This window comes from Bacillus kexueae, from assembly GCF_022809095.1.
Taxonomy (GTDB): domain Bacteria; phylum Bacillota; class Bacilli; order Bacillales; family Aeribacillaceae; genus Bacillus_BZ; species Bacillus_BZ kexueae.
Genome location: NZ_JALAZE010000002.1, coordinates 1 through 22,462, shown reverse-complemented (window position 1 = coordinate 22,462; position 22,462 = coordinate 1). Strand labels below are relative to the sequence as shown.

At 39.1% G+C, this 22,462-nt stretch carries 15 protein-coding genes, 21 tRNA genes and 2 rRNA genes; 4 read left to right on the top strand and 34 right to left on the bottom strand.

Annotation, left to right across the window (positions count from 1 at the left end; genetic code table 11):
- Positions 1–41 precede the first annotated feature (41 nt).
- The 6 genes from menC to ML543_RS04405 all read right to left on the bottom strand — a co-directional run bounded on the left by menC (position 42) and on the right by ML543_RS04405 (position 7,488).
- Positions 42–1,151, bottom strand: a complete 1,110-nt coding sequence (gene menC / locus ML543_RS04430; RefSeq protein ID WP_243385957.1) for an o-succinylbenzoate synthase — start codon at positions 1,149–1,151, stop codon at positions 42–44.
- Positions 1,148–2,599, bottom strand: a complete 1,452-nt coding sequence (locus ML543_RS04425) for an o-succinylbenzoate--CoA ligase (RefSeq protein ID WP_243385956.1) — start codon at positions 2,597–2,599, stop codon at positions 1,148–1,150. The genes menC and ML543_RS04425 overlap by 4 nt, the downstream gene beginning before the upstream one ends.
- Positions 2,600–2,674: 75 nt before the next feature.
- A complete protein-coding gene (gene menB, locus ML543_RS04420) occupies positions 2,675–3,493 on the bottom strand; it encodes a 1,4-dihydroxy-2-naphthoyl-CoA synthase (protein ID WP_243385955.1) in 819 nt (272 codons plus the stop codon).
- An 11-nt stretch (positions 3,494–3,504) separates the two neighbouring features.
- A complete protein-coding gene (menH, locus tag ML543_RS04415) occupies positions 3,505–4,338 on the bottom strand; it encodes a 2-succinyl-6-hydroxy-2,4-cyclohexadiene-1-carboxylate synthase (RefSeq protein WP_243385954.1) in 834 nt (277 codons plus the stop codon).
- Positions 4,335–6,080 (bottom strand): 2-succinyl-5-enolpyruvyl-6-hydroxy-3-cyclohexene-1-carboxylic-acid synthase, encoded by a 1,746-nt coding sequence (gene menD, locus ML543_RS04410; RefSeq protein WP_243385953.1) that lies wholly within the window; start codon positions 6,078–6,080, stop codon positions 4,335–4,337. Before menD ends, menH begins: the two co-directional genes overlap by 4 nt.
- Positions 6,070–7,488 carry an isochorismate synthase gene (locus ML543_RS04405; RefSeq protein WP_243385952.1) on the bottom strand — a complete coding sequence of 473 codons (1,419 nt, stop codon included), beginning with the start codon at positions 7,486–7,488 and terminating at the stop codon, positions 6,070–6,072. Before ML543_RS04405 ends, menD begins: the two co-directional genes overlap by 11 nt.
- Positions 7,489–7,775: 287 nt before the next feature.
- On the opposite strand from ML543_RS04405, the gene ML543_RS04400 reads away from it, so the two are divergent.
- The 3 genes from ML543_RS04400 to ML543_RS04390 all read left to right on the top strand — a co-directional run bounded on the left by ML543_RS04400 (position 7,776) and on the right by ML543_RS04390 (position 11,067).
- Positions 7,776–8,705, top strand: a complete 930-nt coding sequence (locus ML543_RS04400; RefSeq protein ID WP_243385951.1) for a 1,4-dihydroxy-2-naphthoate polyprenyltransferase — start codon at positions 7,776–7,778, stop codon at positions 8,703–8,705.
- Positions 8,706–8,861: 156 nt separating this feature from the next.
- Entirely contained in the window at positions 8,862–10,217 is a 1,356-nt protein-coding gene (locus tag ML543_RS04395; RefSeq protein ID WP_243385950.1) for a sodium-dependent transporter, read from the top strand.
- An 88-nt stretch (positions 10,218–10,305) separates the two neighbouring features.
- A complete protein-coding gene (locus ML543_RS04390; RefSeq protein WP_243385949.1) occupies positions 10,306–11,067 on the top strand; it encodes a TraR/DksA C4-type zinc finger protein in 762 nt (253 codons plus the stop codon).
- 36 nt (positions 11,068–11,103) lie between these two features.
- Here ML543_RS04390 and ML543_RS04385 read toward each other — a convergent pair whose 3' ends face one another.
- The 5 genes from ML543_RS04385 to glgB form a co-directional block, all read right to left on the bottom strand.
- The gene (locus ML543_RS04385; protein WP_243385948.1) at positions 11,104–13,509 is read right to left on the bottom strand and encodes a glycogen/starch/alpha-glucan phosphorylase; all 2,406 of its coding nucleotides are present in this window, start codon (positions 13,507–13,509) and stop codon (positions 11,104–11,106) included.
- A complete protein-coding gene (gene glgA / locus ML543_RS04380) occupies positions 13,499–14,953 on the bottom strand; it encodes a glycogen synthase GlgA (RefSeq protein WP_243385947.1) in 1,455 nt (484 codons plus the stop codon). The genes ML543_RS04385 and glgA overlap by 11 nt, the downstream gene beginning before the upstream one ends.
- On the bottom strand, positions 14,950–15,963 hold the full coding sequence (locus ML543_RS04375) for a GlgC family sugar phosphate nucleotidyltransferase (protein ID WP_279326576.1): 1,014 nt from the start codon (positions 15,961–15,963) through the stop codon (positions 14,950–14,952). The genes glgA and ML543_RS04375 overlap by 4 nt, the downstream gene beginning before the upstream one ends.
- 144 nt (positions 15,964–16,107) lie before the next feature.
- Positions 16,108–17,265 carry a glucose-1-phosphate adenylyltransferase gene (locus tag ML543_RS04370; protein WP_243385945.1) on the bottom strand — a complete coding sequence of 386 codons (1,158 nt, stop codon included), beginning with the start codon at positions 17,263–17,265 and terminating at the stop codon, positions 16,108–16,110.
- The gene (gene glgB / locus ML543_RS04365; RefSeq protein WP_243385944.1) at positions 17,207–19,147 is read right to left on the bottom strand and encodes a 1,4-alpha-glucan branching enzyme; all 1,941 of its coding nucleotides are present in this window, start codon (positions 19,145–19,147) and stop codon (positions 17,207–17,209) included. The genes ML543_RS04370 and glgB overlap by 59 nt, the downstream gene beginning before the upstream one ends.
- A gap of 264 nt (positions 19,148–19,411) precedes the next feature.
- On the opposite strand from glgB, the gene ML543_RS04360 reads away from it, so the two are divergent.
- Positions 19,412–19,588, top strand: a complete 177-nt coding sequence (locus ML543_RS04360; protein ID WP_243385943.1) for a hypothetical protein — start codon at positions 19,412–19,414, stop codon at positions 19,586–19,588.
- A gap of 377 nt (positions 19,589–19,965) precedes the next feature.
- On the opposite strand, the gene ML543_RS04355 is transcribed toward ML543_RS04360, so the two are convergent.
- The 23 genes from ML543_RS04355 to ML543_RS04245 form a co-directional block, all read right to left on the bottom strand.
- A tRNA-Glu gene (locus ML543_RS04355) sits at positions 19,966–20,037 on the bottom strand.
- Between the two features lie 26 nt (positions 20,038–20,063).
- Positions 20,064–20,154, bottom strand: a tRNA-Ser gene (locus ML543_RS04350).
- Between the two features lie 3 nt (positions 20,155–20,157).
- Positions 20,158–20,232, bottom strand: a tRNA-Asn gene (locus tag ML543_RS04345).
- A 6-nt stretch (positions 20,233–20,238) separates the two neighbouring features.
- Positions 20,239–20,312, bottom strand: a tRNA-Ile gene (locus tag ML543_RS04340).
- 3 nt (positions 20,313–20,315) lie between these two features.
- A tRNA-Gly gene (locus ML543_RS04335) sits at positions 20,316–20,389 on the bottom strand.
- A 10-nt stretch (positions 20,390–20,399) separates the two neighbouring features.
- Positions 20,400–20,475, bottom strand: a tRNA-His gene (locus tag ML543_RS04330).
- Positions 20,476–20,480: 5 nt separating this feature from the next.
- A tRNA-Phe gene (locus ML543_RS04325) sits at positions 20,481–20,556 on the bottom strand.
- Between the two features lie 161 nt (positions 20,557–20,717).
- A tRNA-Asp gene (locus ML543_RS04320) sits at positions 20,718–20,793 on the bottom strand.
- 13 nt (positions 20,794–20,806) lie between these two features.
- Positions 20,807–20,883 (bottom strand) — tRNA-Met (locus ML543_RS04315).
- A 154-nt stretch (positions 20,884–21,037) separates the two neighbouring features.
- Positions 21,038–21,130 (bottom strand) — tRNA-Ser (locus tag ML543_RS04310).
- An 11-nt stretch (positions 21,131–21,141) separates the two neighbouring features.
- Positions 21,142–21,218: transfer RNA gene (locus ML543_RS04305), tRNA-Ile, on the bottom strand.
- A 4-nt stretch (positions 21,219–21,222) separates the two neighbouring features.
- Positions 21,223–21,299: transfer RNA gene (locus ML543_RS04300), tRNA-Met, on the bottom strand.
- A gap of 28 nt (positions 21,300–21,327) precedes the next feature.
- A tRNA-Ala gene (locus ML543_RS04295) sits at positions 21,328–21,403 on the bottom strand.
- A gap of 13 nt (positions 21,404–21,416) precedes the next feature.
- A tRNA-Pro gene (locus tag ML543_RS04290) sits at positions 21,417–21,493 on the bottom strand.
- Between the two features lie 3 nt (positions 21,494–21,496).
- A tRNA-Arg gene (locus ML543_RS04285) sits at positions 21,497–21,573 on the bottom strand.
- Positions 21,574–21,577: 4 nt separating this feature from the next.
- Positions 21,578–21,666 (bottom strand) — tRNA-Leu (locus ML543_RS04280).
- A gap of 8 nt (positions 21,667–21,674) precedes the next feature.
- Positions 21,675–21,749: transfer RNA gene (locus tag ML543_RS04275), tRNA-Gly, on the bottom strand.
- A 9-nt stretch (positions 21,750–21,758) separates the two neighbouring features.
- Positions 21,759–21,843, bottom strand: a tRNA-Leu gene (locus ML543_RS04270).
- A gap of 23 nt (positions 21,844–21,866) precedes the next feature.
- Positions 21,867–21,942: transfer RNA gene (locus tag ML543_RS04265), tRNA-Lys, on the bottom strand.
- Between the two features lie 10 nt (positions 21,943–21,952).
- A tRNA-Thr gene (locus ML543_RS04260) sits at positions 21,953–22,028 on the bottom strand.
- Between the two features lie 4 nt (positions 22,029–22,032).
- Positions 22,033–22,108: transfer RNA gene (locus ML543_RS04255), tRNA-Val, on the bottom strand.
- Between the two features lie 29 nt (positions 22,109–22,137).
- A 5S ribosomal RNA gene (gene rrf / locus ML543_RS04250) occupies positions 22,138–22,250 on the bottom strand.
- A 112-nt stretch (positions 22,251–22,362) separates the two neighbouring features.
- Positions 22,363–22,462 (bottom strand): 23S ribosomal RNA (locus tag ML543_RS04245); the annotation flags it as partial.

Sequence of the window (22,462 nt, the reverse complement as noted above, 5' to 3'; positions counted from 1 at the left end):
TTTTAAATTTCTGAATGTACTTCCCTGTCAAAATATAATTTTCAACATGTTACGCTCTCAATATGCTTTGCCACACTTCGTAGTCTTCTTCGATTGACTTCAAATCCGATCCCTGCCCCCGTCGGTACATTGACAGTCCCATCTTTCACTTCTACAAGTGGGACGATTATATCTTCTTCCCAGTAACGACTTGATGATGAAATATCCCCCGGAATTGTAAAATGAGGCAAAGAAGCTAACGCAATATTGTGAGCACGAGAGATTCCAGTCTCTAGCATACCTCCACACCATATTTGAATATCATGTTGTTGACAAAGATCATGAACTTTTTTCGCTTCCCATAAGCCTCCAATTCGCCCTGCTTTAATATTAATGATTTGACAGCTTTTTAATTGAATTGCGCTAAATGCATCATGGAATGAAGCTATACTCTCATCTAAACAAATCGGCGTTTGCAAATTCTCTTGTAGTAAGCGGTGTTCGACAATATCGTCCGCACGCAGAGGTTGCTCAATCATCATCAATTGAAAATCATCTAATCGCTGTAGCTTACTTAAATCTTTTAATGTGTAAGCAGAATTTGCATCAGCCATTAAAGGTAATTCAGGAAAATGAACACGAATTTCTTTGATCAATTCGTAATCGATTGCCGGGTTAATTTTCACCTTAAATCGCTTATAGCCTTCAGCCAAACGTTTTTCAATCTCAGCCAACATGTTGGGTATGGAGGCGATACTAATCACAACACCTGCTTCAATTTTGGAACGAGTGCCTCCGAGAATACGAGATAGTGAACGGTGTTCTTTCTTGGAAAAAAGGTCCCAAATTGCTAGTTCAATTCCTGCCTTCGCCATTTGGTTACGCTTTACATGATTAAACATAGAGTGTACATGCCTTGGGTGTACAATTTCTTTTTTCAATATGACCGGAATTAAGAAAGCTTTTAGTATATGATAAGCCGTCTTAATGGTCTCTTCGGTATACCAAGGTGTTGAAAAGGCTACTACTTCTCCCCAACCGCTGACACCGTCTTGATCAATGACTTCTATTATTAAGCTTTCTCTTTCTTCTACCGTACCTAAGCTCGTTTGGAAAGGAGCTTTCAACCTCATCCCTATATGATAAATCTTCACTTCTTTTACTTTGATCATTCGTCATCCAACCACTCTTGTAATTTTCTTCGCAGCAATTTTTTGGAGGCGTTTCGAGGAAGATTTTTCACGAATCGTATTTCTTTTGGAATTTTATACTTTGCTAGTTGCTTTTGACAGAAAGCGATTAATTCTAATTCGGAAATCTGTTTAGAAGTAACGACAAAAGCCACAGGCACTTGTCCCCACTTCGCATCTTTTCGTCCGATGACTCCCGCATCTTCCACATACTCATGAGAAACTAAAATTGCCTCCACTTCAGCTGGGTATACATTCTCTCCTCCTGAAACAATCAAATCTTTGCGACGGTCTAATACATATAGAAACCCTTCTTCATCAACATAGCCAATATCTCCTGTGTAAAACCATCCATCTCGAATGGCCTCACCTGTCGCATCTGGACGATTCAAATAACCTATTGTTACATTCGGACCCTTAATAACTATTTCTCCCTCTTCAAATGGATTACATGCTTTCCCATCTTTTAAAATTCTCATTTCAACCGGATATAACGGTTTACCTGCAGAGCCTAACTTGGACACGCTGTATTCAGGTGCTAAAGTGACTACTTGTGAAGCTGTTTCTGTCATTCCATATGTTTGGAATACATCAATCTCTTTCTTTTGGCATTTTTGAAGCAGAGATAAAGGGGCTGGTCCTCCCCCTAACAGCATACAGCGAAACGTACTCGGGTAGTTTTTACCTCCAAGCCCATCAATCATCTGCTGAAGCATCGTGCTTACAACAGATACGATGGATACACCTTCGTTTATAATAGCCTCATTCGCTTTTTCCGGATGAAAAGAAGGATGAAGAATGACGCGTATTCCGTAAATGATACTTCTCATTAGAATGGACAAACCACTTATATGGAAAAGTGGTACAGCACAAAGCCACGTATCTTTTTCTTGCAATCCAATATTTAATACCGAGCCAATCGCACTCCACCAATGGTTTCCATATGTTTGGAGCACACCTTTTGGATTTCCAGTCGTGCCTGAAGTATACATAACTGTTGCCACTTCGTTTAAATGATATTCTGACATGATCTCAACGTCGCTTTCTTCTAGTGTTTGAATCTCTTTGATGGAAACTGCGATAAGATTATGAGACAAATGAGCGGTATGTTCATCATAAATGGTAAATTTCACGCTAGCGTCATTAGTTTGCCAGGTTATTTCTCTTTCAGTTAAGCGGTTATTGAAGAAGACTGCAACTGCACCTATATAATGAATAGCATGAATTGTGATGACCATTTCAATACTATTCTTCATTAAAATTCCAACATAATCATGTCGTTGAACACCTAAAGTAGCCAATTGTCGAGCACGTTTTGATACCAATCTTTCTAACATTGAAAAAGTGATATTTTCCTCATTAACAGTTAATGCAATTCGATCAGGCGTTAAGTGAGCGCGCTTTTTTAGCCAATTGGGGATTGAGGTCATTTAAATCTTCTCCTTATATATAATTGTTCACATAATGAAAACAGCTCGATGGAAACCATCAAGCTGTTTGAATCATTACGGGAAGCGTGGGAATTGTTTGAAGTCTGGGTTACGTTTTTCCTTAAATGCATCACGACCTTCTTTTGCTTCATCAGTTGTGTAATAAAGAAGTGTCGCATCTCCCGCAAACTGCTGTAAACCAGCTAATCCGTCAGTATCTGCGTTGAATGAAGCTTTTAAGAAACGAATTGCAGTTGGACTTTTCTCTAAGATTTCATTACACCACTGAATTGTTTCTTCTTCTAATTGTTCTAGCGGTACGACTTTATTTACGAGCCCCATTTCATACGCTTCTTGAGCTGAGTATTGACGGCATAAGTACCAAATTTCACGCGCACGCTTGTGACCAATAATACGCGCTAAGTAGCCAGCACCGTATCCAGCATCAAAGCTACCCACTTTCGGACCTGTTTGCCCAAAAATCGCGTTCTCAGATGCAATAGACAAATCACACACAACATGTAAAACATGTCCTCCACCAATTGCATAGCCATTTACCATTGCAATAACAGGTTTTGGAATAACACGGATGAGGCGTTGTAAGTCTAATACGTTTAAGCGTGGAATCTTATCATCTCCAACGTATCCACCGTGACCTCGAACCTTTTGGTCTCCACCAGAACAAAACGCTTTTTCTCCTGCACCAGTTAGTACAATCACTCCGATTCGATCATCATCTCGTGCATACGCAAAAGCGTCGATCATTTCAGCAACAGTTCTTGGTGTGAATGCATTATGTACATGCGGACGGTTAATTGTAATCTTTGCAATTCCGTTGTACGTTTCATAAATAATTTCTTCATATTCTCTTTCTTTTACCCATTCAACGGCCATAATAATCCTCCTTATTGTAAGCGCTTTCTGTCGTTATTTGTTACAAAATGAATAAACTCATTTACTATTTTACCAAAAAATCGCGAATCTTCCACATGAACTGCATGTCCTACTTTCGGAACAATTGTAAATGTTGCATGAACTAAGTGTTCGGACATTTGTTTTCCTATTCGGCAAAACTTTTCATCCTTTTCTCCACAAATAATGTAAACTGGACATATTAACTCATCGAGACGTTTCCAATAATTTGGCTGAAATCCAGTTCCCATCCCCCGGAGGCTATTTGCTAGTCCTATCGGGTTGTTTTGTAGACGTTGTTTTCGGATTTGATTTCTGATTTCGGCTGAAAGAGATTTTTGAGATTGGAATAAAGGTATATCTTTCCACTTATCTACAAACGACTCAATACCATTTTCTAAAATCTCGTTCGCTAATCTTTCATCCGATTTTCTTCGAAGCTCGCGCTCTTCTTCTGTTCGTAATCCTGGCGAACTACTTTCAAGGATTAACGATTTTACTTTATGTGGGTAAGTCATTGCAAACGAAAGGGCTAACCTTCCGCCCATGGAATATCCTAACAAATGAACAGCTCCCAATGCTAATTCTTCTAAGAGGACTCGCAAATCTTCCACGACTTCTTCCATCCTGTAACGCTCATAATTGGCGGGAGAAGAAGTTTGTCCATGCCCTAAAATATCAATTAAGATTAGTTCATAATTAAGTAACGAGTCCTCTACCGCTTTCCATGTTGTATGATCCCCAGTAAAACCATGTAACAATACGAGTGGCTCTCCGCTCCCTTTTCTTTCTATATAATATGTTGCATCTCTGATAACTTTTTTCATCGATTCAACTCTTTTCGTATTTCCTGGGAAACAAATTGTGTGAAATTCCGCTGAATCTCGACACGCCCATGACGATTGGTGACAATTTCTATAATACGAATGCCACTTGATGGTTCTTGCAAGTATTTATGTAGTTGGTTTGTGTCCTCTACTTTTCGATATTCAAACCCGTACATCTTTGAAGCATATTCAAAATCAATATCTGTCGGAGTACCAAACAAGGTTTCAAAGTGCTTTTCTTCACTCGATTGTGGTAAAAACGAGAAAATTCCCCCGCCGTTATTATTAATTAATAAGATAGTTAAAGATAAGTCATACATTTTTCCAGCGAGTAAACCATTTAAATCATGATAGAAGGATAAGTCTCCAATGATTAAAAATGTAGGATCTGAACTGGAGGCACATATCCCTAAAGCCGTGGACACAACTCCATCGATTCCATTTGCTCCACGATTTGAAAATAATCGCCAATGTTTATTATTCGATTGAAAATAAGTATCGACATCTCGAATCGGCATACTATTCCCAATGACAAGATTGCATTTCTCAGGAAGCATTTTTTGCAATTCCACGTAGACTCTTCCTTCAAACAGCCCATTTTGTTGAGAGGAAGGAATCGATTCAATATTGCGCTTCACAATATCGTTCACTTGCTGCCAAGTTCTTAGGAAAGTTTTATCTGTATTAATCTCAACCATTTCACTCATTTTTTCACAAAAGGCAGATTCACTACAAATAAAATGTTCATCAGCAGCTAACGAAGGATCCCTCCATCCTCCTCCATGGTCAACGACCCATTGCACAATTTGTGATTGTTCTTGCAAATACAACCACAATGGTTTTGATACTGGCATGGCTCCGAAACGAATAATTAACTGTGGTTGCAATGCCTCATCCATTTCAATTCCTTTTAAAATGGTGTCATAATTTTCAATGATAACATCTTTAGAATGATTCCCATAACGTAATTGCGATAATGGATCTGCTAAAATAGGAAAACCTATTTTTTCAGCAAACGTTACAATTGAATGACTGAATTGAATATCATGCATCTCCCCACAAATAATAAGACCTTTATTAATCGAACCAATATAGTTTGCGAGTTGACGGAACGTTTCCTCATTTAGAACAGACTGTGACGGTACATAATTATGTACGGAATAACCTACCTCACTCGTGAAATTTTCCTCTAACCATTCCATGTCTGGAACTAATGGTGCTCGTAATGGAAGGTTTACATGAACCGGTCCTTTCGGAAATTTCATTGCTTCAATTACGCTTCTTTGAACAACTCTTTTTATGTAATGTAAGATTTTTGGTCTATCTTCTGGAATTGGAGCATCCGTAAACCATTTCACATACTTTCCGTATAATTCGATTTGGTTGATGGCTTGTGGTGCTCCCACATCCCTAAGCTCATGTGGACGATCCGCTGTTAATATTATTAATGGTACACGTGCATAATGTGCTTCAATAACTGCTGGGTAATAGTTGGCAGCTGCAGTTCCGGACGTACAAAGTAGCGCAACTGGTTTTTGCTTTCGCTTCGCCATACCTAAAGCGAAAAATCCTGCAGAACGTTCGTCAATGTTTATATACGCATTCAAAAGGGGGTGTTCAGCAATGGCTAAGGCAAGAGGGGTTGACCGTGAACCTGGGCTAATGACAACCTCTTCTACACCTGATGCTATTAATTGCTGAACAAAGGTGTAAACGTATTGAGTTAATTCTTTATTCTTCATTGTGTAATCCCCCTAATGCATCCATCATTGGCCCTAACTTCACTTCTGTTTCTTCCCATTCTTCATTCGGGTTTGAATGTTCAACAATCCCACACCCAGCGAATAGATGAGCAGCTTGTTGATGAATTAATCCTGACCGAATCGCAACGACAAACTCTCCGTTATCTTCATTATCAAACCAACCAATTGGGGATGCATACCACCCTCTATCCATTGGCTCTTCTTCTCGAATAAACCGTAGCGATTCTTTTTTAGGATACCCTCCAAGCGCAGGGGTTGGATGAAGTTTCTCAACGAAATCCATAATGGAATACCCATCGCGAACAAATCCTTCAATAGGTGTAAACAAGTGCTGAATATTTTTCGTTTTCAGCAGATTAGGTCGATTCTCCTTTTTTAGAGATGAACAGCATTCTTCAAAAGCATTTGTAATCATTCGAACAACTACCTCATGTTCATGAAGATTTTTTTCGTCAGCTAAAAGAGCTGCTCCAAGGCTTTCATCTTCCTTCATGGTTGCTCCTCTACGAATTGATCCTGCTACGCAAGCTGAATGGACCTTTTCTCTGTTCTTTTTAATTAATCGTTCTGGTGTTGCACCAATAAAGCTTTTGTCACCGACTTGAAAAGAAAATAAAAAGCTACTCTTTTGATTTTCTTCAAGGCGATAAAGAATCGATCCGATTGACAAAGGTGAATCGAACGATACGAGAACATCTCTAGCCAAAACTACTTTCTCGAATGAGCCTCTTTTGATCGCAGATGTTGCCTTTTCGACAGCTTGTATCCATTCTTTTTCATGGAAAACCATCGTTTCCTTAACTTTGGCCTGTTGCTTGAAAAGGTGACTATCCTCATTAATAATCTTCAACCATAATTCCAATTGTTCCTCATATAGAAGTGGTTGTTCTTGCTCTGAAACAACTTTATTTAAGGTAATAAACCATTTGTTTTCATCTTTTGTAATTAATACTTGTGGTAAATGAAATTTTGCACTAGTAAAGTCATCCCACTTTTCTGTCTTTTTCATTTTTTTCGGGTCGAACGAAAATCCCCCAAAAAGCAGAGGACCTGTACCGTATTGATTTATCCCGGTTTTATACGTATATGCTTTCCATTCGTTCCAAATTGCTTCAACCGTATAATATCGACTTTCATCCCTATACTGGTTTTCGATGGACATTTCAACACCAAATCCACATAATAGAAAATCACGGTCTGGTGTTGTCCAAAAGAAATGTTCCCAATCAGGCTTTAATTGATCAATGAGTGCAAATAACTGGAGGGGGTCTTTTTGCTCAATTTGTACAGCATAACTAAAAAGCATAGGATGTTGATGCTTTTTCGCCATTTCTTGTGTCTTTTTTATCTCTTCCAATAAGGAAAACCGTCTTTGAACTGTAATCACAGTCTATCCCTCCAAAACCGAAAAATAGCTTATACTAAGATACACCCGTCCCCAATGTATGTCAATACATGGGGAAACCTTATTCTATCCTTATTATATACCTTTTACTTCTTGCGGTAAAAGTGATGTGTTCCCCTAAATGTAAACGTGTTCATTTCGAGGGAATACCTATAAATGTTGGTAAGTTTCGTGAAGTTTAACAACGGAAAAACATTGACACTTCTAGAGCATTTATCTAGACTTAAGTTTGGAATAAAACCCTTTATCAAATTAAGGAGAGAATGCGAATGCATCCTGAAGCAAAAGCAAACGAAATGAAACCCGACAAAAGCTTTCGTGTTTGGTGGATGCTTTTAAGACCGCACACATTAACTGCCGCCTTTGTACCAGTAACAGTTGGTACATTGTTAGCCGTACTTGAAGGCTCATTCCATGCTGGTCTATTCGGAGCTATGTTACTTGCATCTATTTTAATACAAGCTGCAACCAACATGTTTAATGAATATTTTGATTATAAACGAGGACTAGATACTGCTGAATCAGTAGGGATTGGTGGTGCTATCGTTCGAAGTGGCGTTCAACCAAAGATCGTCTTAAATTTAGGTTTTATTTTCTTTGGATTTGCAACTTTATTAGGGGTATATATTTGCCTTTTATCTAGTTGGTGGATAGCTGTTATTGGAATTGTTTGTATGCTAGCTGGTTATTTTTACACTGGTGGTCCTATCCCAGTTGCATACACCCCATTTGGAGAAGTGATGTCAGGATTTTTTATGGGGGTTGTAATCGTTGGGATTTCCTTCTTTATTCAAACAAAAACGATTACTGCTTCTGTCATCTGGCATTCCTTACCGATTGCCATTACAATCGGTGCGATTTTACTTGCAAATAATATTCGCGACTTAGACGGGGATGAGAAAAATGGTCGTAAAACATTGGCCATTATAGTTGGAAGAAAAAAAGCGATTTATATTCTTGCAATTATGTTTACTTTATCCTATGCTTTCGTATTTTGGATGATTTTCAGCGGCTATTCAACGTGGTGGAGTTTACTAGTTCTTTTTAGCGTACCAAAGGCTTACTCAGCTGTAAAACAATTTATTGGAAAATCGAAACCAATTGAGATGATGCCTGCCATGAAAGCAACTGCAGAAACAAATACACAATTTGGTCTTTTACTATCTGTTGGGTTATTTCTTCAATTTTTATTTATTTGAAATAAGGAGTGCAACAAACCGACTTATCGGTTATGCTTGCACTCCTTTTCATTTACCCCCTAAAAATGATTTTAGTAAAATAATCGTTGTCTATTATTCATGTCAGTTGTATAATCGGTTTTATTCATTTTTTTAAAGAAAGGTGTTGAACCAACTATGGGTCATTCTAACCAAGAGCAATTCGGCTCAAAGATTGGCTTTATTTTTGCTGCAGCCGGGTCAGCCATTGGGCTTGGAGCCATTTGGAAGTTCCCTTATGTAGCTGGAACTAGTGGAGGGGGAGCGTTCTTATTATTATTTTTATTTTTTATGATTGTCTTAGGGTACCCCCTTTTGTTAGCCGAATTTGTAATTGGTAGACGGGCTGGAACCGATGCAGTTTCTGCCTATAAAATGATTTCTCCCTATACGAATAGTCACTGGATTGGGAAACTTGGCTTTATTACATGTTTTATCATCTTATCTTACTATAGCGTTATTGGCGGTTGGATTATTCTCTATATTTTCCATACACTTTTAGGAAATTTATCTAGCCTTTCCTTCGAGCAATATAATACTTTTTTCGTCAACGTGATCTCAAATCCGTTTGCCACTTTATTTGCCCAAGCCTTGTTTATGTTAATGACGATTGTTGTCGTTGCACGCGGTATACAAGGTGGTATCGAAAAAGTAAGTCGCTGGATGATGCCTGCATTATTTATTTTGTTTATGTTTATTGTCGTCCGGTCTTTATTTTTAGAAAATGCAATGGAAGGCGTCCGATTTATTTTCTATCCAGACTTCTCGAAGCTTTCGACTGACGCCATATTATTCGCATTAGGACAAGCATTCTTTTCATTAAGTATCGGAATGTCCATTATGGTAACTTACAGCTCATATGTCTCGAAACAGCAAAGTTTACCAAAGTCTGCTTTTTCTGTCGTTTCTTTGAATGTTTTAATTGCATTATTAGCTGGTCTAGCTATATTTCCAGGCGTATTTACCTTCGGCTTAGAGCCAACAGCAGGCCCTACGCTAATCTTTTCAGTCCTTCCTGCAGTTTTTCAAAACATGTTTGGTGGAACAATGTTGTTTTTATTATTCTTAATTTTATTTTTGTTCGCAGCCTTTTCTTCCGCTTTGTCTTTACTTGAAATGATCGTTTCAATTCGGACAAAGGGAGATGTACAGAAACGACAACGGACAAGCTGGATTTTTGGCATTATCATCTTTATCGTCGGAGTTCCTTCTTGTTTATCGTTTAGTACTTTAAGTGATACACTGTTGTTAAACCGTACATTTTTCGATTTAGCTGATTATGTAACAAGCAATATTTTCATCCCGCTTGGGGGATTATTAATTGCACTATTTGTAGCCTTCCGCTTTCCAAAAGAAGCGTTACAAGAAGAACTTTTTACTGGGTCAAAAGCGAAAAAGTCGTTTTTTAACATTTGGTTTTTCCTAGTCAAATATGTAATTCCATTAGGAATTATTATCGTATTCCTAGATGCTGTTGGTTTGATTAACCTTTAAAATCCCTTTAATTTCCCGACATGATTTTATCTTCAATGTTCATAATAGCAGTAGAATGAACTTAATATTTAGGAAGGAGCATTAGCCTATGGACAAAGCAACCCTTTCAACCTTCCAGCATGAACTACTGCAAATGAAAGAAGATATTGAAAGACGATTTAAACAAAATGAACATTTCGGATTGGAAAATGGTCATCCTCATGAAACGGTAGGGGAATTATCCAGTTATGATAATCACCCTGCTGATGAAGGGACCGAATTATTTGAGCGTGAAAAAGATATAGCGTTGAACGAACACTTAGAATTTGAGTATGCAGAAATAAATGCCGCTCTCGACCGAATTGACAATGGAACGTACGGTACATGTTCCGTTTGCGGGAAGGAAATAAATTTAGAACGATTAGAAGCTCTTCCTACAGCTTATACTTGTCAAAATCATTCGCCCAAAAAAATTGTTACACACAGTCGGCCTGTTGAGGAAGAAGTATTGCATCCGACTTTGAACCAGTTTAACTTCGATGATCAAGATGTTGAAGCAATGGATGGAGAAGATTTTTATCAAGAAGTCGCACGATATGGTACTTCTGAAACACCTCAAGACTTCATTTCTCCATCTGACTCATACAGTGAAACGTATAATGAAGCGGATGAACCGATTGGATATGTAGAAGAGTACGAAAACTTCGTTGGGACAGATATTGAAGGGAAAAATGTACAAGTTTATCTAACTAATGAGCATAAACGATACGAGCAGTTGCTAGATGATAATGAAACGATGACCCCTTTTGGTGATTTACCCGCAAATGAAAAGGAGCCATACGTTTCGAGAAAAAAGGGAAGTAATACGTAAAAGGTGTGCCTAATGATGGCACACCTTTTTGTATCTTTATGGTTTCACACCAATTGGAGAAATATCCCATATTTCTTTTGCGTATTCTCGAATGGTACGGTCACTAGAAAAGTAACCAGAATGAGCGATATTTACTAATGCTTTTTCTAACCACTCAGATTGTTTTAAATAAGCATCTTGCACATTACCTTGGGCTTGACGATATGATTCAAAGTCTCTCAAAACAAAATACTGATCATTATGAGCTAGAAGTGAATCATAAATAGGTTCAAACTCTCCCGCTGTATCTGGGAAGAAACCGTTGACTAATTGATCAATTACTTTACGCAACTCTTCGTTATGATGATAGTAATCTGTCGAACGGTATCCACCATGTTCATAATAGTTCAGCACTTCTTCTGCTTTTAAACCAAAAATAAAAATGTTTTCATCCCCAACCGCTTCTTTCATTTCAATATTCGCACCATCAAGCGTTCCGATTGTTAAAGCCCCATTCATCATGAACTTCATGTTTCCTGTACCAGAGGCCTCCTTACTAGCAGTTGAAATTTGTTCACTCACATCTGCAGCAGGGAAAATCATTTCCGCTAATGACACGCGATAATTTTCGAGGAAAACAACCTTAATCATTTTCGAAACATATGGGTCATTGTTTACTTTATCGGCGAGTGAATTTATTAACTTTATGATTTTCTTTGCATAATAATAGCCGGGTGATGCTTTCGCTCCAAAAATAAAGGTGCGAGGATGAATAGTGAACGTTGAATCTTCTTTCAATCGATTATACAGATGCATGATGTGCAGTACATTTAATAATTGTCGCTTATAAGCATGCAATCGTTTTACTTGAACATCAAATATCGCTTCACAATCAATCTTTAAGCCATTTTGTTTATAGATTAAATCTGCTAATAAACGTTTGCGATCATCTTTCACTTTTCTAAAACGATCTTTGACAATAGGATCGTAAGCGTGTCGTTTTAGTTCTATTAGTTTTTCTGGATGATGTATCCACTCTTGTCCAATAACATCTGAAATGAGTGAGGTTAACTGTGGATTTGACTTAAGCAACCACCGTCTATGTGTAATGCCATTCGTTTTATTATTAAATCGTTCAGGGAATACGCCATAAAACGATTTCATCTCACGAATTTTCAATATTTCAGAGTGAATTTTCGCTACACCATTAATACTATGACTACCAACGATTGCTAAATGTGCCATTTTCACAACATCGTGTGCAATTATGGCCATATGCTCGATTCTTTGCCAATCGCCAGGGAATCGTTCCCATAGCTTACGACAAAAACGTTCATTAATTTCCTCAACAATCATATAAATCCGAGGTAATAAAGGTTTGAAAATTCGTATTGGCCATTTCTCTAACGCCTCTGCAAGCGTAGTATGGTTCGTATATGAAATCGTTTTCGTTGTGATCTCCCAAGCTTCTTCCCAACTCATTCCTTCCACATCAAGGAGAATTCTCATTAATTCAGGGATGGCTAATACAGGATGTGTATCATTGATATGAATAGCAACATGTTCATGAAACTTTTTAAGGTTACGATGTTCTTTACGATAGGATGCTATTATGCTCTGTAGTCCAGCAGACACAAGAAAATATTGCTGTTTTAAGCGCAATATTTTTCCTTCATCGTGTGTGTCATCTGGATATAAAAATTCTGATACAGCTTCAGTATCACGCTTATATGTGAGGATATCGGAATGAATGTAATTAGGAATTGGTTCTGCATTCCAAAGTCTCAATGTATTAATTGTATCTGTATGAAATCCAGGTATAGGAACGTCATAAGGAACAGCTAGAATTTTCTCTGCATCTACATGTCGAAATGTTAATTGTTTATCTAGTTTGGAAACTTCGACTTTGCCCCAAAAGCTTACTTCAACCGCTTCATTCGCCTTACGTACTTCCCACACATTTCCGTGTTTTAACCATTGTTCAGGAAGTTCTACTTGATAACCATCAACAATCTTCTGTTCAAACAATCCGTGTTTGTACCGGATTCCCATGCCGTGACCAGGGAGATTTAATGAGGCAAGCGAGTCTAAGAAGCAGGCGGCTAGTCTTCCTAAGCCGCCATTACCTAATCCAGCATCCTCTTCCACTTGTTCAAGCGTTTCGAGTGAAATTCCTAATTGAGATAGTCCTTTTTCTACACATTCTCTAATTCCTAAATTCAACAAATTTTGTCCTAATAACTTTCCTAACAAAAATTCAATGGAGAAATAATATACTTGCTTTTCATCATGGGCACGGTAATGCTCATTTGTATGAATCCACTTTTGTGAGATATACTCGCGAACCATATTCCCTAACGTGTAATATTGCTCCCGTGCTGTTGTTTCACCTACATCTTTTCCACAAGCCATTTCTAATCGTCGAATAAACGCTTCTTTAAAAACCTGTTCGTTAGAGAACATGACTTTTTCCACTCCTAGACATTAAATCAGCATAAAGCTGATTGTATTTAAAGGCAGACTGTGCCCAACTATAGTCTTGACTCATGGCACGCTGAACAAGTTTATGCCAAACTGAAGGTTGTTGATAATAATAGATAGCTCGATAGATTGTATGCAACATATCGTGAGCATTAAAGTTTTTAAACGTAAATCCGTTCCCTTCTCCAGTATCTTCGCGATATGAATGGACAGTATCATTGAGTCCTCCTGTTTCTCGTACAATTGGGAGAGCCCCATATCGAAGAGCAATTAACTGTCCTAATCCACACGGCTCAAATTTCGAAGGCATTAGAAACATATCAGCTCCTGCATATATTTGATGAGCTAATCCCTCGTCAAAGCCAATGTAGGCTTTACATTTGTTAGGATAGCGCCATTCCATATGACGGAAGTAATTTTCAAATTCTTCTTCTCCGGTTCCTAACACAATAAATTGTACATCTTTGTCCAGTACTTCATGTAAGACACGCTTAACAAGATCTAGTCCTTTTTGCTTCGTTAGCCTTGTAACCATTGCAATTAATGGCGTTTCATCCGAAAGCGGAAGACCGAATTTTTCTTGAAGCGCCAGCTTATTATGAACCTTAAGATGAATGGACGTCTCATTATACTCCTTTTGAATCGCTTCATCTTTCCCCGGATTATATACATCATCGTCAATTCCATTTAATATACCGACTAAGGCATCTGAGCGGAATCGTAATAGTCCATCCAGCTTTTCACCGAAATAAGGAGTCTGAATTTCCTCTTTATACGTTGGACTAACAGTCGTAATTTTATCTGAAGACACGATACCGCCCTTCATAAAGCTAATATTTCCGTAAAACTCCAATCGTTCAATAGCAAAATGCTGATCGCCTAAATCTAGTAAATCATGCATAACACTTCGCGGAAAGATTCCTTGAAATTGTAAATTATGAATAGTAAAAACGGTCTTCATTTGAGCGTAAAACGGATCGTTTGCATACTCTTGTTTAAGTAAATAGTTCACCATTCCAGCGTGCCAATCATGGGAATGGACAATATCTGGTTGAAAATCGATAACCTTCAATGATTCTAATACCGCACGACTAAAGAACGAAAAGCGCTCTCCATCATCATAATGCCCGTAGAGAGTATCTCTTTTAAAATAATATTCGTTATCAATAAAATAAAAAGTGACATCGTCTAATTCATAAGTTTCAATTCCACAATACTGACTTCTCCACCCAAGTTGAATAGTACATTCCGCAATTTTGACCATCTTCTCGCGAATTCTTTGCGGAATTAATCCATACTTCGGCATCATGACACGGACATCCGTTCCCAAACGCTTTAATTCCTTTGGTAGAGCTCCCGCAACGTCTGCTAATCCACCTGTTTTCACAAATGGTACACATTCTGAGACTGCAAATAATACTTTCACGAATTCATCAACGCTCCTTGTACAGTTCCTTTATGGATGACATTTGGATAATTTGCTTCCCCTAGCAACTGAATGTTTGAACCAATCTTTGCATCTTTATCTAAAATTGCATTTTCAATTCTACATCCTTCTCCAACTTGCGTTTTTTGCATGATTATACTATTTTTCACGACAGTTCCTTTTCCAATATGGACACCTCTGAAAATAATGCTATTTTCAACATGCCCTTCAATAATACAGCCGTTCGCAATAAACGCTCGATTCACTTTTGAATTTTTGCCGTATCGAGTAGGTGGTTCATCCTTTACCTTTGTCAAAATTGGGCGTTCCTTTAAAAACAACGCATTAAAAATCTCAGGCTTGAGCATTTCTAGACTATGTTTAAAATATTTTTCTATTGAATCAATAACCGCTGCATATTCTTTATGTTCATATTGACAAATTGTAAATTGTTCCGGAGCATTAACAACATCATGTAATGTTCGAAGGGAAGAATTAGTAGAATTATTCATTAAGTCCATTAACAATTCCGTTTTCAATACATAGATTTGCAGCGACTTTCCACTTTGACACACTTCTGTAATATCACAATTCATTTCAATGTGATAATCCAGTACTTTTTGAAAATCAATATTTGCTACTGTATAGCTGTTCGTGATGACAGCATATTTTTGACGACTTCTTAGAAAATAATCTATATGGTCTGAAAACTGTCGAAACGACCCAAATTCATCATATTCATCATGCAAATGTGGAGAAGGAAAGAAAAATAACCCATCTCGCTTTCTATTTAAATCCCACTGTTTCCCTGATCCTAAATGGTCCATTAAAGAACGATACTGGTATTTCGGGAAAATAGCTACACTTTCAATTCCTGAATTCACCATGTTAGAAAGTACAAAATCAATTAGACGATATCTACCCGCAAACGGAATAGCTGCCATTGACCTACCTAAAGTAATATCTTTAATCTCCTCTTTATACGTCGTTGCATCTATAATTCCTAGCATGCTCCTGTTCAATTTATTCCCATCCTTTCAAATTCAATCATCCTTATGAATGTGCCTAAAAAATTAGGAATTCCTAATTTTTTAGGACACTATCTTACTAAACTTCTTCTAACAACAAAACGACTGACCTTCCTTATTCAAATTTTATTTATTTGCGGAAGTAACCGTTTCCTCTACCAATTCTTCTGTTACAAGAATGATTTCTTCTAAGTTTTTATCAGGACGAATAATCATTCCATCCGGAATATGAAGACCAGTTGGAACAATTGCGTTCTCTATTACAACGTTTTTACCAATAGTTGCATCTGGCATTACAACTGAATTTTTAATCGTTGAATTCGGACCAACTGTAACACCTTGGAAAAGCACGGAATGATCAACATTCCCATATACAACACATCCTTCGGTGACAAGCGATTCAACGACATCTGCGCTCTCATGAATATATTGTGGTGGATGATTTGGGTTAACAGAATATATGCGCCAATCATAGTCGAACAAATCTAACTTCGGATTCTCCTTAAGTAAATCCATATTTGCTTCCCACAAACTTTTCACCGTGCCCACATCCTTCCAATACCCTTGGAATGGATAAGCGACTAATTTTTTATTCTCTTCTATTAGAAGTGGGATAATGTCTTTCCCAAAATCATGGCTTGAATATTGATTGCGAGCATCCATTTCTAAAAACTCTTTTAAAATAGACCATTTAAAGATATAGATTCCCATTGAGGCTAAGTTGTTCTTAGGTACAGCTGGCTTTTCGTCAAATTCGACTATTTCCATTTTTTCATTCGTATTCATAATGCCGAAACGACTAGCTTCTTCCCACGGCACCTCGATCACTGAAATGGATACGTCAGCTTCCTTTTCGATATGATAATCTAGCATTTTGGAATAATCCATTTTATAAATGTGATCCCCTGATAGGATTAATACATACTCTGGCTCATATTGTTTCAAGTAATTTAAATTTTCATAGATTGCACTAGCTGTTCCCTTGTACCATCTCACTTCGGAAGACTCGGAATATGGTGGTAATACCGTAACCCCTCCATTTTTTCTATCTAAATCCCATGCACTTCCAATACCAATGTATGAATTTAATACTAAAGGCTGATATTGAGTTAACACACCCACAGTATCTATACCTGAATTTGTGCAATTACTTAAAGTAAAGTCGATAATTCTATACTTCCCCCCGTATGGAACTGCCGGTTTTGCTAAATTTTTTGTTAATGAACTAAGCCTTGATCCTTTTCCCCCTGCGAGAAGCATTGCTACGCACTGTTTTCTTACCATTTTTTTGTTTCTCTCCCCTCTTTTTAACCGCTCGTAAAATTGAAATACCAAAAGGTGGTATCGTCATTTCAATATGGTACGGTCTCCCATGATAACTTCCTTCCATTGCTTGTATTGATTTTTTATTTACCTGACCCGAGCCGCCAAACGCCTCGTCATCACTATTTAAAATTTCAACGTATCTCGTATCTACCGGTACTCCAATCTTGTAATCGTGATAAACGACTGGTGTAAAATTACAAACGACAACAACAAATTCATTTGGTTTTTTGCCTTTTCGAATAAATGAGAAAATACTTTGATCTCGATTATCTGCATCAATCCACTCGAATCCATCATAGTGATGATCAATTTCAAAAAGTGGACGTGACTTTTTATAGATCGCTACTAGTTCTTTGAAGTAATCACGCATTTTGTCATGCATTTCATATCCATCTAGTATCCAATCTAATTGCTCTAGGTCCTTCCATTCATCATATTGACCAAACTCTCCGCCCATAAACAACAATTTTTTCCCTGGGTGTGTCACCAAATATCCATAGAGTAAGCGTAGTTGAGCAAACTTTTGCCAATAATCTCCCGGCATCTTATTTAATAGTGACTTTTTACCGTGAACAACTTCATCATGTGAAAACGGAAGTATGAAGTTCTCTGAAAAAGCATAAATCAACGAAAAAGTAACCTTTTCATGCAAATACTTTCGATGAATCGGGTCTGCCTCCATATATTCCAAGATGTCATTCATCCAGCCCATATTCCATTTATAATTAAAGCCTAGCCCACCGTCATATGTTGGACCCGTTACCATTGGCCAATCGGTGGAATCTTCAGCAATCATTAATATAGAAGGATCTGCGTTAAAGACGGCTTCATTCAACTTGCGTAAAAATGAAAGTGCTAGTTCATTTGGCTGTAGTTCATCACGATTTGGCCAATATAGCATGTTTGCAACGGCATCAACTCGAAATCCATCTATATGAAAATGCTCAATCCAAAATAGAGCGTTTGAAATTAGAAAACTTTGAACTTCTGGCTTTCCTAAATCAAAATTAGCCGTACCCCATACTTGATTTTCACGATCTTGTTCGTGCAAATATTCATATGTAGGCTCCCCGTCAAACATATATAGTCCGTGAGCGTCCTTACAAAAATGCCCAGGTACCCAATCGAGGATGACGCCTATATCATTTTGATGACATTGATTGATAAAATACATCAAATCATGTGGTGTGCCATAACGACTCGTTGCTGAGAAATACCCTGTTCCTTGATACCCCCAAGAACGATCGTAAGGATGTTCAATAACCGGAAGAAGTTCAATATGTGTAAAACCGTGTTCAAGCACATATGGAATGATTTCTTCCGCCATTTCACGATATGAAAACAAACTCCCGTCTTCTTTCTTCTTCCACGTTCCTAAATGAAGTTCATAAATAAACAACGGCTTTTCATAGACCGTTCTTCTTTTTTTCTTTTGTTTCCATTTTTTATCATCCCAGTTATATCCTGAAAGATCATATACGATAGATGCTGTATTTGGACGAACTTCAGAATAAAATGCATACGGGTCTGCTTTTAATCGAATGTCCCCTGTTCTTGTAACTATTTCGTATTTATATATATCTCCCTCCTTAACATCAGGAGTAAATAATATCCAAACACCTTGATCATTCAGTTTTTGCATTTCATGGTTTGACCCATCCCAGTTATTAAAATCACCTACAACTCGAACAGACGTAGCATGAGGAGCCCATACGCAAAACTGAATGCCTTCTACACCATTCACCTTTTTCGAATGAGCCCCGAATAATTCATGGCTTTTAAATAAATTCCCCTCGTGAAAAAGATGAATTTCAAAGTCTGTTGGGATTGCTATACTCATGGAGTTCACTCCTTACCCCTCTTATTTTTACTATTAACTTATTTCAAAAAAAATGCCGAAATCCCTTTTATGTAAACGGTTCCGTTTTTTGACACATTCCTACAAAAACCCTGACCTGATTGAATTTCGCTATTGAAAAATAACATATACTAGAATGTATATGTCGAATGAATTTGATAAATGATACAAATGAATAGTGGAAAAAGTGCATGATAATATTTTATCCAAGCAAAAATAATAACTTACCGGCAGGAGGAATAAAAAATGAAAAAGAAGAAATCGATACCAGAAAACAGTGAAAAGGTGCCTTACTTTGATGCGCCAGATGATAAGATTTTGGCCTTTGATATGTTTAGAGGTCCAAGTATAGGTATCACTTCTGATATAGATTTAGATAATCCAGGAAGAAAGAGAAATGAAGATTTGAACGATCAAGATTAAGCAGAAACTATATCAACAAAACATTAAATTCGACATCTTGTCGAATTTTTTTGAAAAATAAATAGCAAAATTTAAGAGGGATTCGAGTATTTTTGAGCAATATACTTACTCTTTACTCGTTCTACCAATATCCTAAATCTTATAACTAAAAGCCCAATGTAAGAAAAGCGCAAAGCGCAAATCCTTAGGCGAAGGGCGCTGGAGGACCTGCGAGGAGGCTTCCGTCGCCACAGCAGAGCCCAAGCGACCCGAGCTGATGGCGCTTGGAGCTAGACACCAAAAAAACGGTAAAGAGAATACTTTAACACTTTATTGAACTTAAACTTTCTGTAACAGAAATAAAAAAAAGCACTGTTTGAAAACAGTGCTTTTCTGGATGACCCGTACGGGATTCGAACCCGTGTTACCGCCGTGAAAGGGCGGTGTCTTAACCACTTGACCAACGGGCCACAAACGTCATATTCAAAACTCTTAATGGCGGAGAAGGAGGGATTTGAACCCTCGCGCCGCTTACGCGACCTACACCCTTAGCAGGGGCGCCTCTTCAGCCACTTGAGTACTTCTCCAAATGGCTCCGCAGGCAGGATTCGAACCTGCGACCGTTCGGTTAACAGCCGAATGCTCTACCACTGAGCTACTGCGGAACAATATGGGCCTGAGTGGACTTGAACCACCGACCTCACGCTTATCAGGCGTGCGCTCTAACCAGCTGAGCTACAGGCCCCTATGGAGCGGGTGATGGGAATCGAACCCACGACATCAGCTTGGAAGGCTGAGGTTTTACCACTAAACTACACCCGCTTATCTTAAATGGGGCGACTGATGGGAATCGAACCCACGAATGCCAGAGCCACAATCTGGTGCGTTAACCACTTCGCCACAGCCGCCGTAATGGTGGCTCGGGACGGAATCGAACCGCCGACACAAGGATTTTCAGTCCTTTGCTCTACCGACTGAGCTACCGAGCCAAAATCTTTACTATTAACTTATATAAAATCTACTTTACACCCTTCGCCCCAATCTCAGTAAGCTTATTCAAGTAGCAGCTCGCTTGGTGCGCTGATGCACCTCTTCGAAGCTTACTCGAACGTGCTCTACCGACTGAGCTACCGAGCCTTATTAAACTAAATGGCGGTCCCGACGGGAATCGAACCCGCGATCTCCTGCGTGACAGGCAGGCATGTTAACCGCTACACCACGGGACCTTGTATATTATTTTGGTTGCGGGGACAGGATTTGAACCTGCGACCTTCGGGTTATGAGCCCGACGAGCTACCAGACTGCTCCACCCCGCGATGATAAAAATAAATCTCAATGTATTATTATGCTTATAGTTAGCTCTTTTGACCGTCCCACTCTCAGAATGAATCTCAAGTAGTTGCTCGAGTGGTACGCTGAAGATTATTCAGTGAAGCATATTCGTTCGTGCTCCACCCCGCGGCAATAGTATGGCGGAGGAAGAGGGATTCGAACCCCCGCGGGCTTTGACACCCCTGTCGGTTTTCAAGACCGATCCCTTCAGCCAGACTTGGGTATTCCTCCAATATATCAAATGGTGGACCTTGCAGGACTCGAACCTGCGACCGGACGGTTATGAGCCGTCTGCTCTAACCAGCTGAGCTAAAGGTCCGAACTGGTGGCGGCGGAGGGGATCGAACCCCCGACCTCACGGGTATGAACCGTACGCTCTAGCCAGCTGAGCTACGCCGCCACAAATATCAAATTACTGGTATTTTAAATGGTGGAGCCTAGCGGGATCGAACCGCTGACCTCCTGCGTGCAAAGCAGGCGCTCTCCCAGCTGAGCTAAGGCCCCATATATTGAATACTGGTCGGGAAGACAGGATTTGAACCTGCGACCCCATGGTCCCAAACCATGTGCTCTACCAAGCTGAGCTACTTCCCGTAATGGCGCGCCCGAGAGGATTCGAACCCCTAACCTTTTGATCCGTAGTCAAACGCTCTATCCAATTGAGCTACGGGCGCTAAATGGTGCCGAGGGCCGGACTCGAACCGGCACGGTAGTCACCTACCGCAGGATTTTAAGTCCTGTGTGTCTGCCAATTCCACCACCCCGGCAAACATTATGGAGCGGAAGACGGGATTCGAACCCGCGACCCCCACCTTGGCAAGGTGGTGTTCTACCACTGAACTACTTCCGCATATTTAAATGGTGCGGGTGGAGGGACTTGAACCCCCACGCCATACGGCACTAGATCCTAAGTCTAGCGCGTCTGCCAATTCCGCCACACCCGCAGGGTTAATAAAAAAGAGGTAAATGGTGAGCCATGGAGGACTCGAACCTCCGACCCTCTGATTAAAAGTCAGATGCTCTACCAACTGAGCTAATGGCTCGATTCTAAGATGGTGCCGGCGAGAGGACTTGAACCCCCAACCTACTGATTACAAGTCAGTTGCTCTACCAATTGAGCTACACCGGCATGATGGTGGAGGATGACGGGATCGAACCGCCGACCCCTTGCTTGTAAGGCAAGTGCTCTCCCAGCTGAGCTAATCCTCCCTAGCACTATCGTGCTTTAATTATGTATTGCCTGGCAGCGTCCTACTCTCACAGGGAAAACCCAACTACCATCGGCGCTGAAGAGCTTAACTTCCGTGTTCGGTATGGGAACGGGTGTGACCTCTTCGCTATCGCCACCAGACACTTATTTAAGCAACAAGAATTATTATACTTGTTCGCTTTATTATGTCAAGAACTTTTTTGTTCTTTCAAAACTAGATAACGTGTTCACTGAAATCAATCAACTGATTGAATAGGTTAAGTCCTCGATCGATTAGTATCCGTCAGCTCCATGTGTCACCACACTTCCACCTCGGACCTATCAACCTGATCATCTTTCAGGGATCTTACTCA

Excerpts from the sequence above, each read along its gene's own strand:
- menC (WP_243385957.1), bottom strand. The coding sequence starts at position 1,151 with ATGATCAAAGTAAAAGAAGTGAAGATTTATCATATAGGGATGAGGTTG.
- ML543_RS04425 (WP_243385956.1), bottom strand. The coding sequence starts at position 2,599 with ATGACCTCAATCCCCAATTGGCTAAAAAAGCGCGCTCACTTAACGCCT.
- menB (WP_243385955.1), bottom strand. The coding sequence starts at position 3,493 with ATGGCCGTTGAATGGGTAAAAGAAAGAGAATATGAAGAAATTATTTAT.
- menH (WP_243385954.1), bottom strand. The coding sequence starts at position 4,338 with ATGAAAAAAGTTATCAGAGATGCAACATATTATATAGAAAGAAAAGGG.
- menD (WP_243385953.1), bottom strand. The coding sequence starts at position 6,080 with ATGAAGAATAAAGAATTAACTCAATACGTTTACACCTTTGTTCAGCAA.
- ML543_RS04400 (WP_243385951.1), top strand. The coding sequence starts at position 7,776 with ATGCATCCTGAAGCAAAAGCAAACGAAATGAAACCCGACAAAAGCTTT.
- ML543_RS04395 (WP_243385950.1), top strand. The coding sequence starts at position 8,862 with ATGGGTCATTCTAACCAAGAGCAATTCGGCTCAAAGATTGGCTTTATT.
- ML543_RS04390 (WP_243385949.1), top strand. The coding sequence starts at position 10,306 with ATGGACAAAGCAACCCTTTCAACCTTCCAGCATGAACTACTGCAAATG.
- ML543_RS04385 (WP_243385948.1), bottom strand. The coding sequence starts at position 13,509 with ATGTTCTCTAACGAACAGGTTTTTAAAGAAGCGTTTATTCGACGATTA.
- ML543_RS04375 (WP_279326576.1), bottom strand. The coding sequence starts at position 15,963 with ATGCTAGGAATTATAGATGCAACGACGTATAAAGAGGAGATTAAAGAT.
- ML543_RS04370 (WP_243385945.1), bottom strand. The coding sequence starts at position 17,265 with ATGGTAAGAAAACAGTGCGTAGCAATGCTTCTCGCAGGGGGAAAAGGA.
- glgB (WP_243385944.1), bottom strand. The coding sequence starts at position 19,147 with ATGAGTATAGCAATCCCAACAGACTTTGAAATTCATCTTTTTCACGAG.
- ML543_RS04360 (WP_243385943.1), top strand. The coding sequence starts at position 19,412 with ATGAAAAAGAAGAAATCGATACCAGAAAACAGTGAAAAGGTGCCTTAC.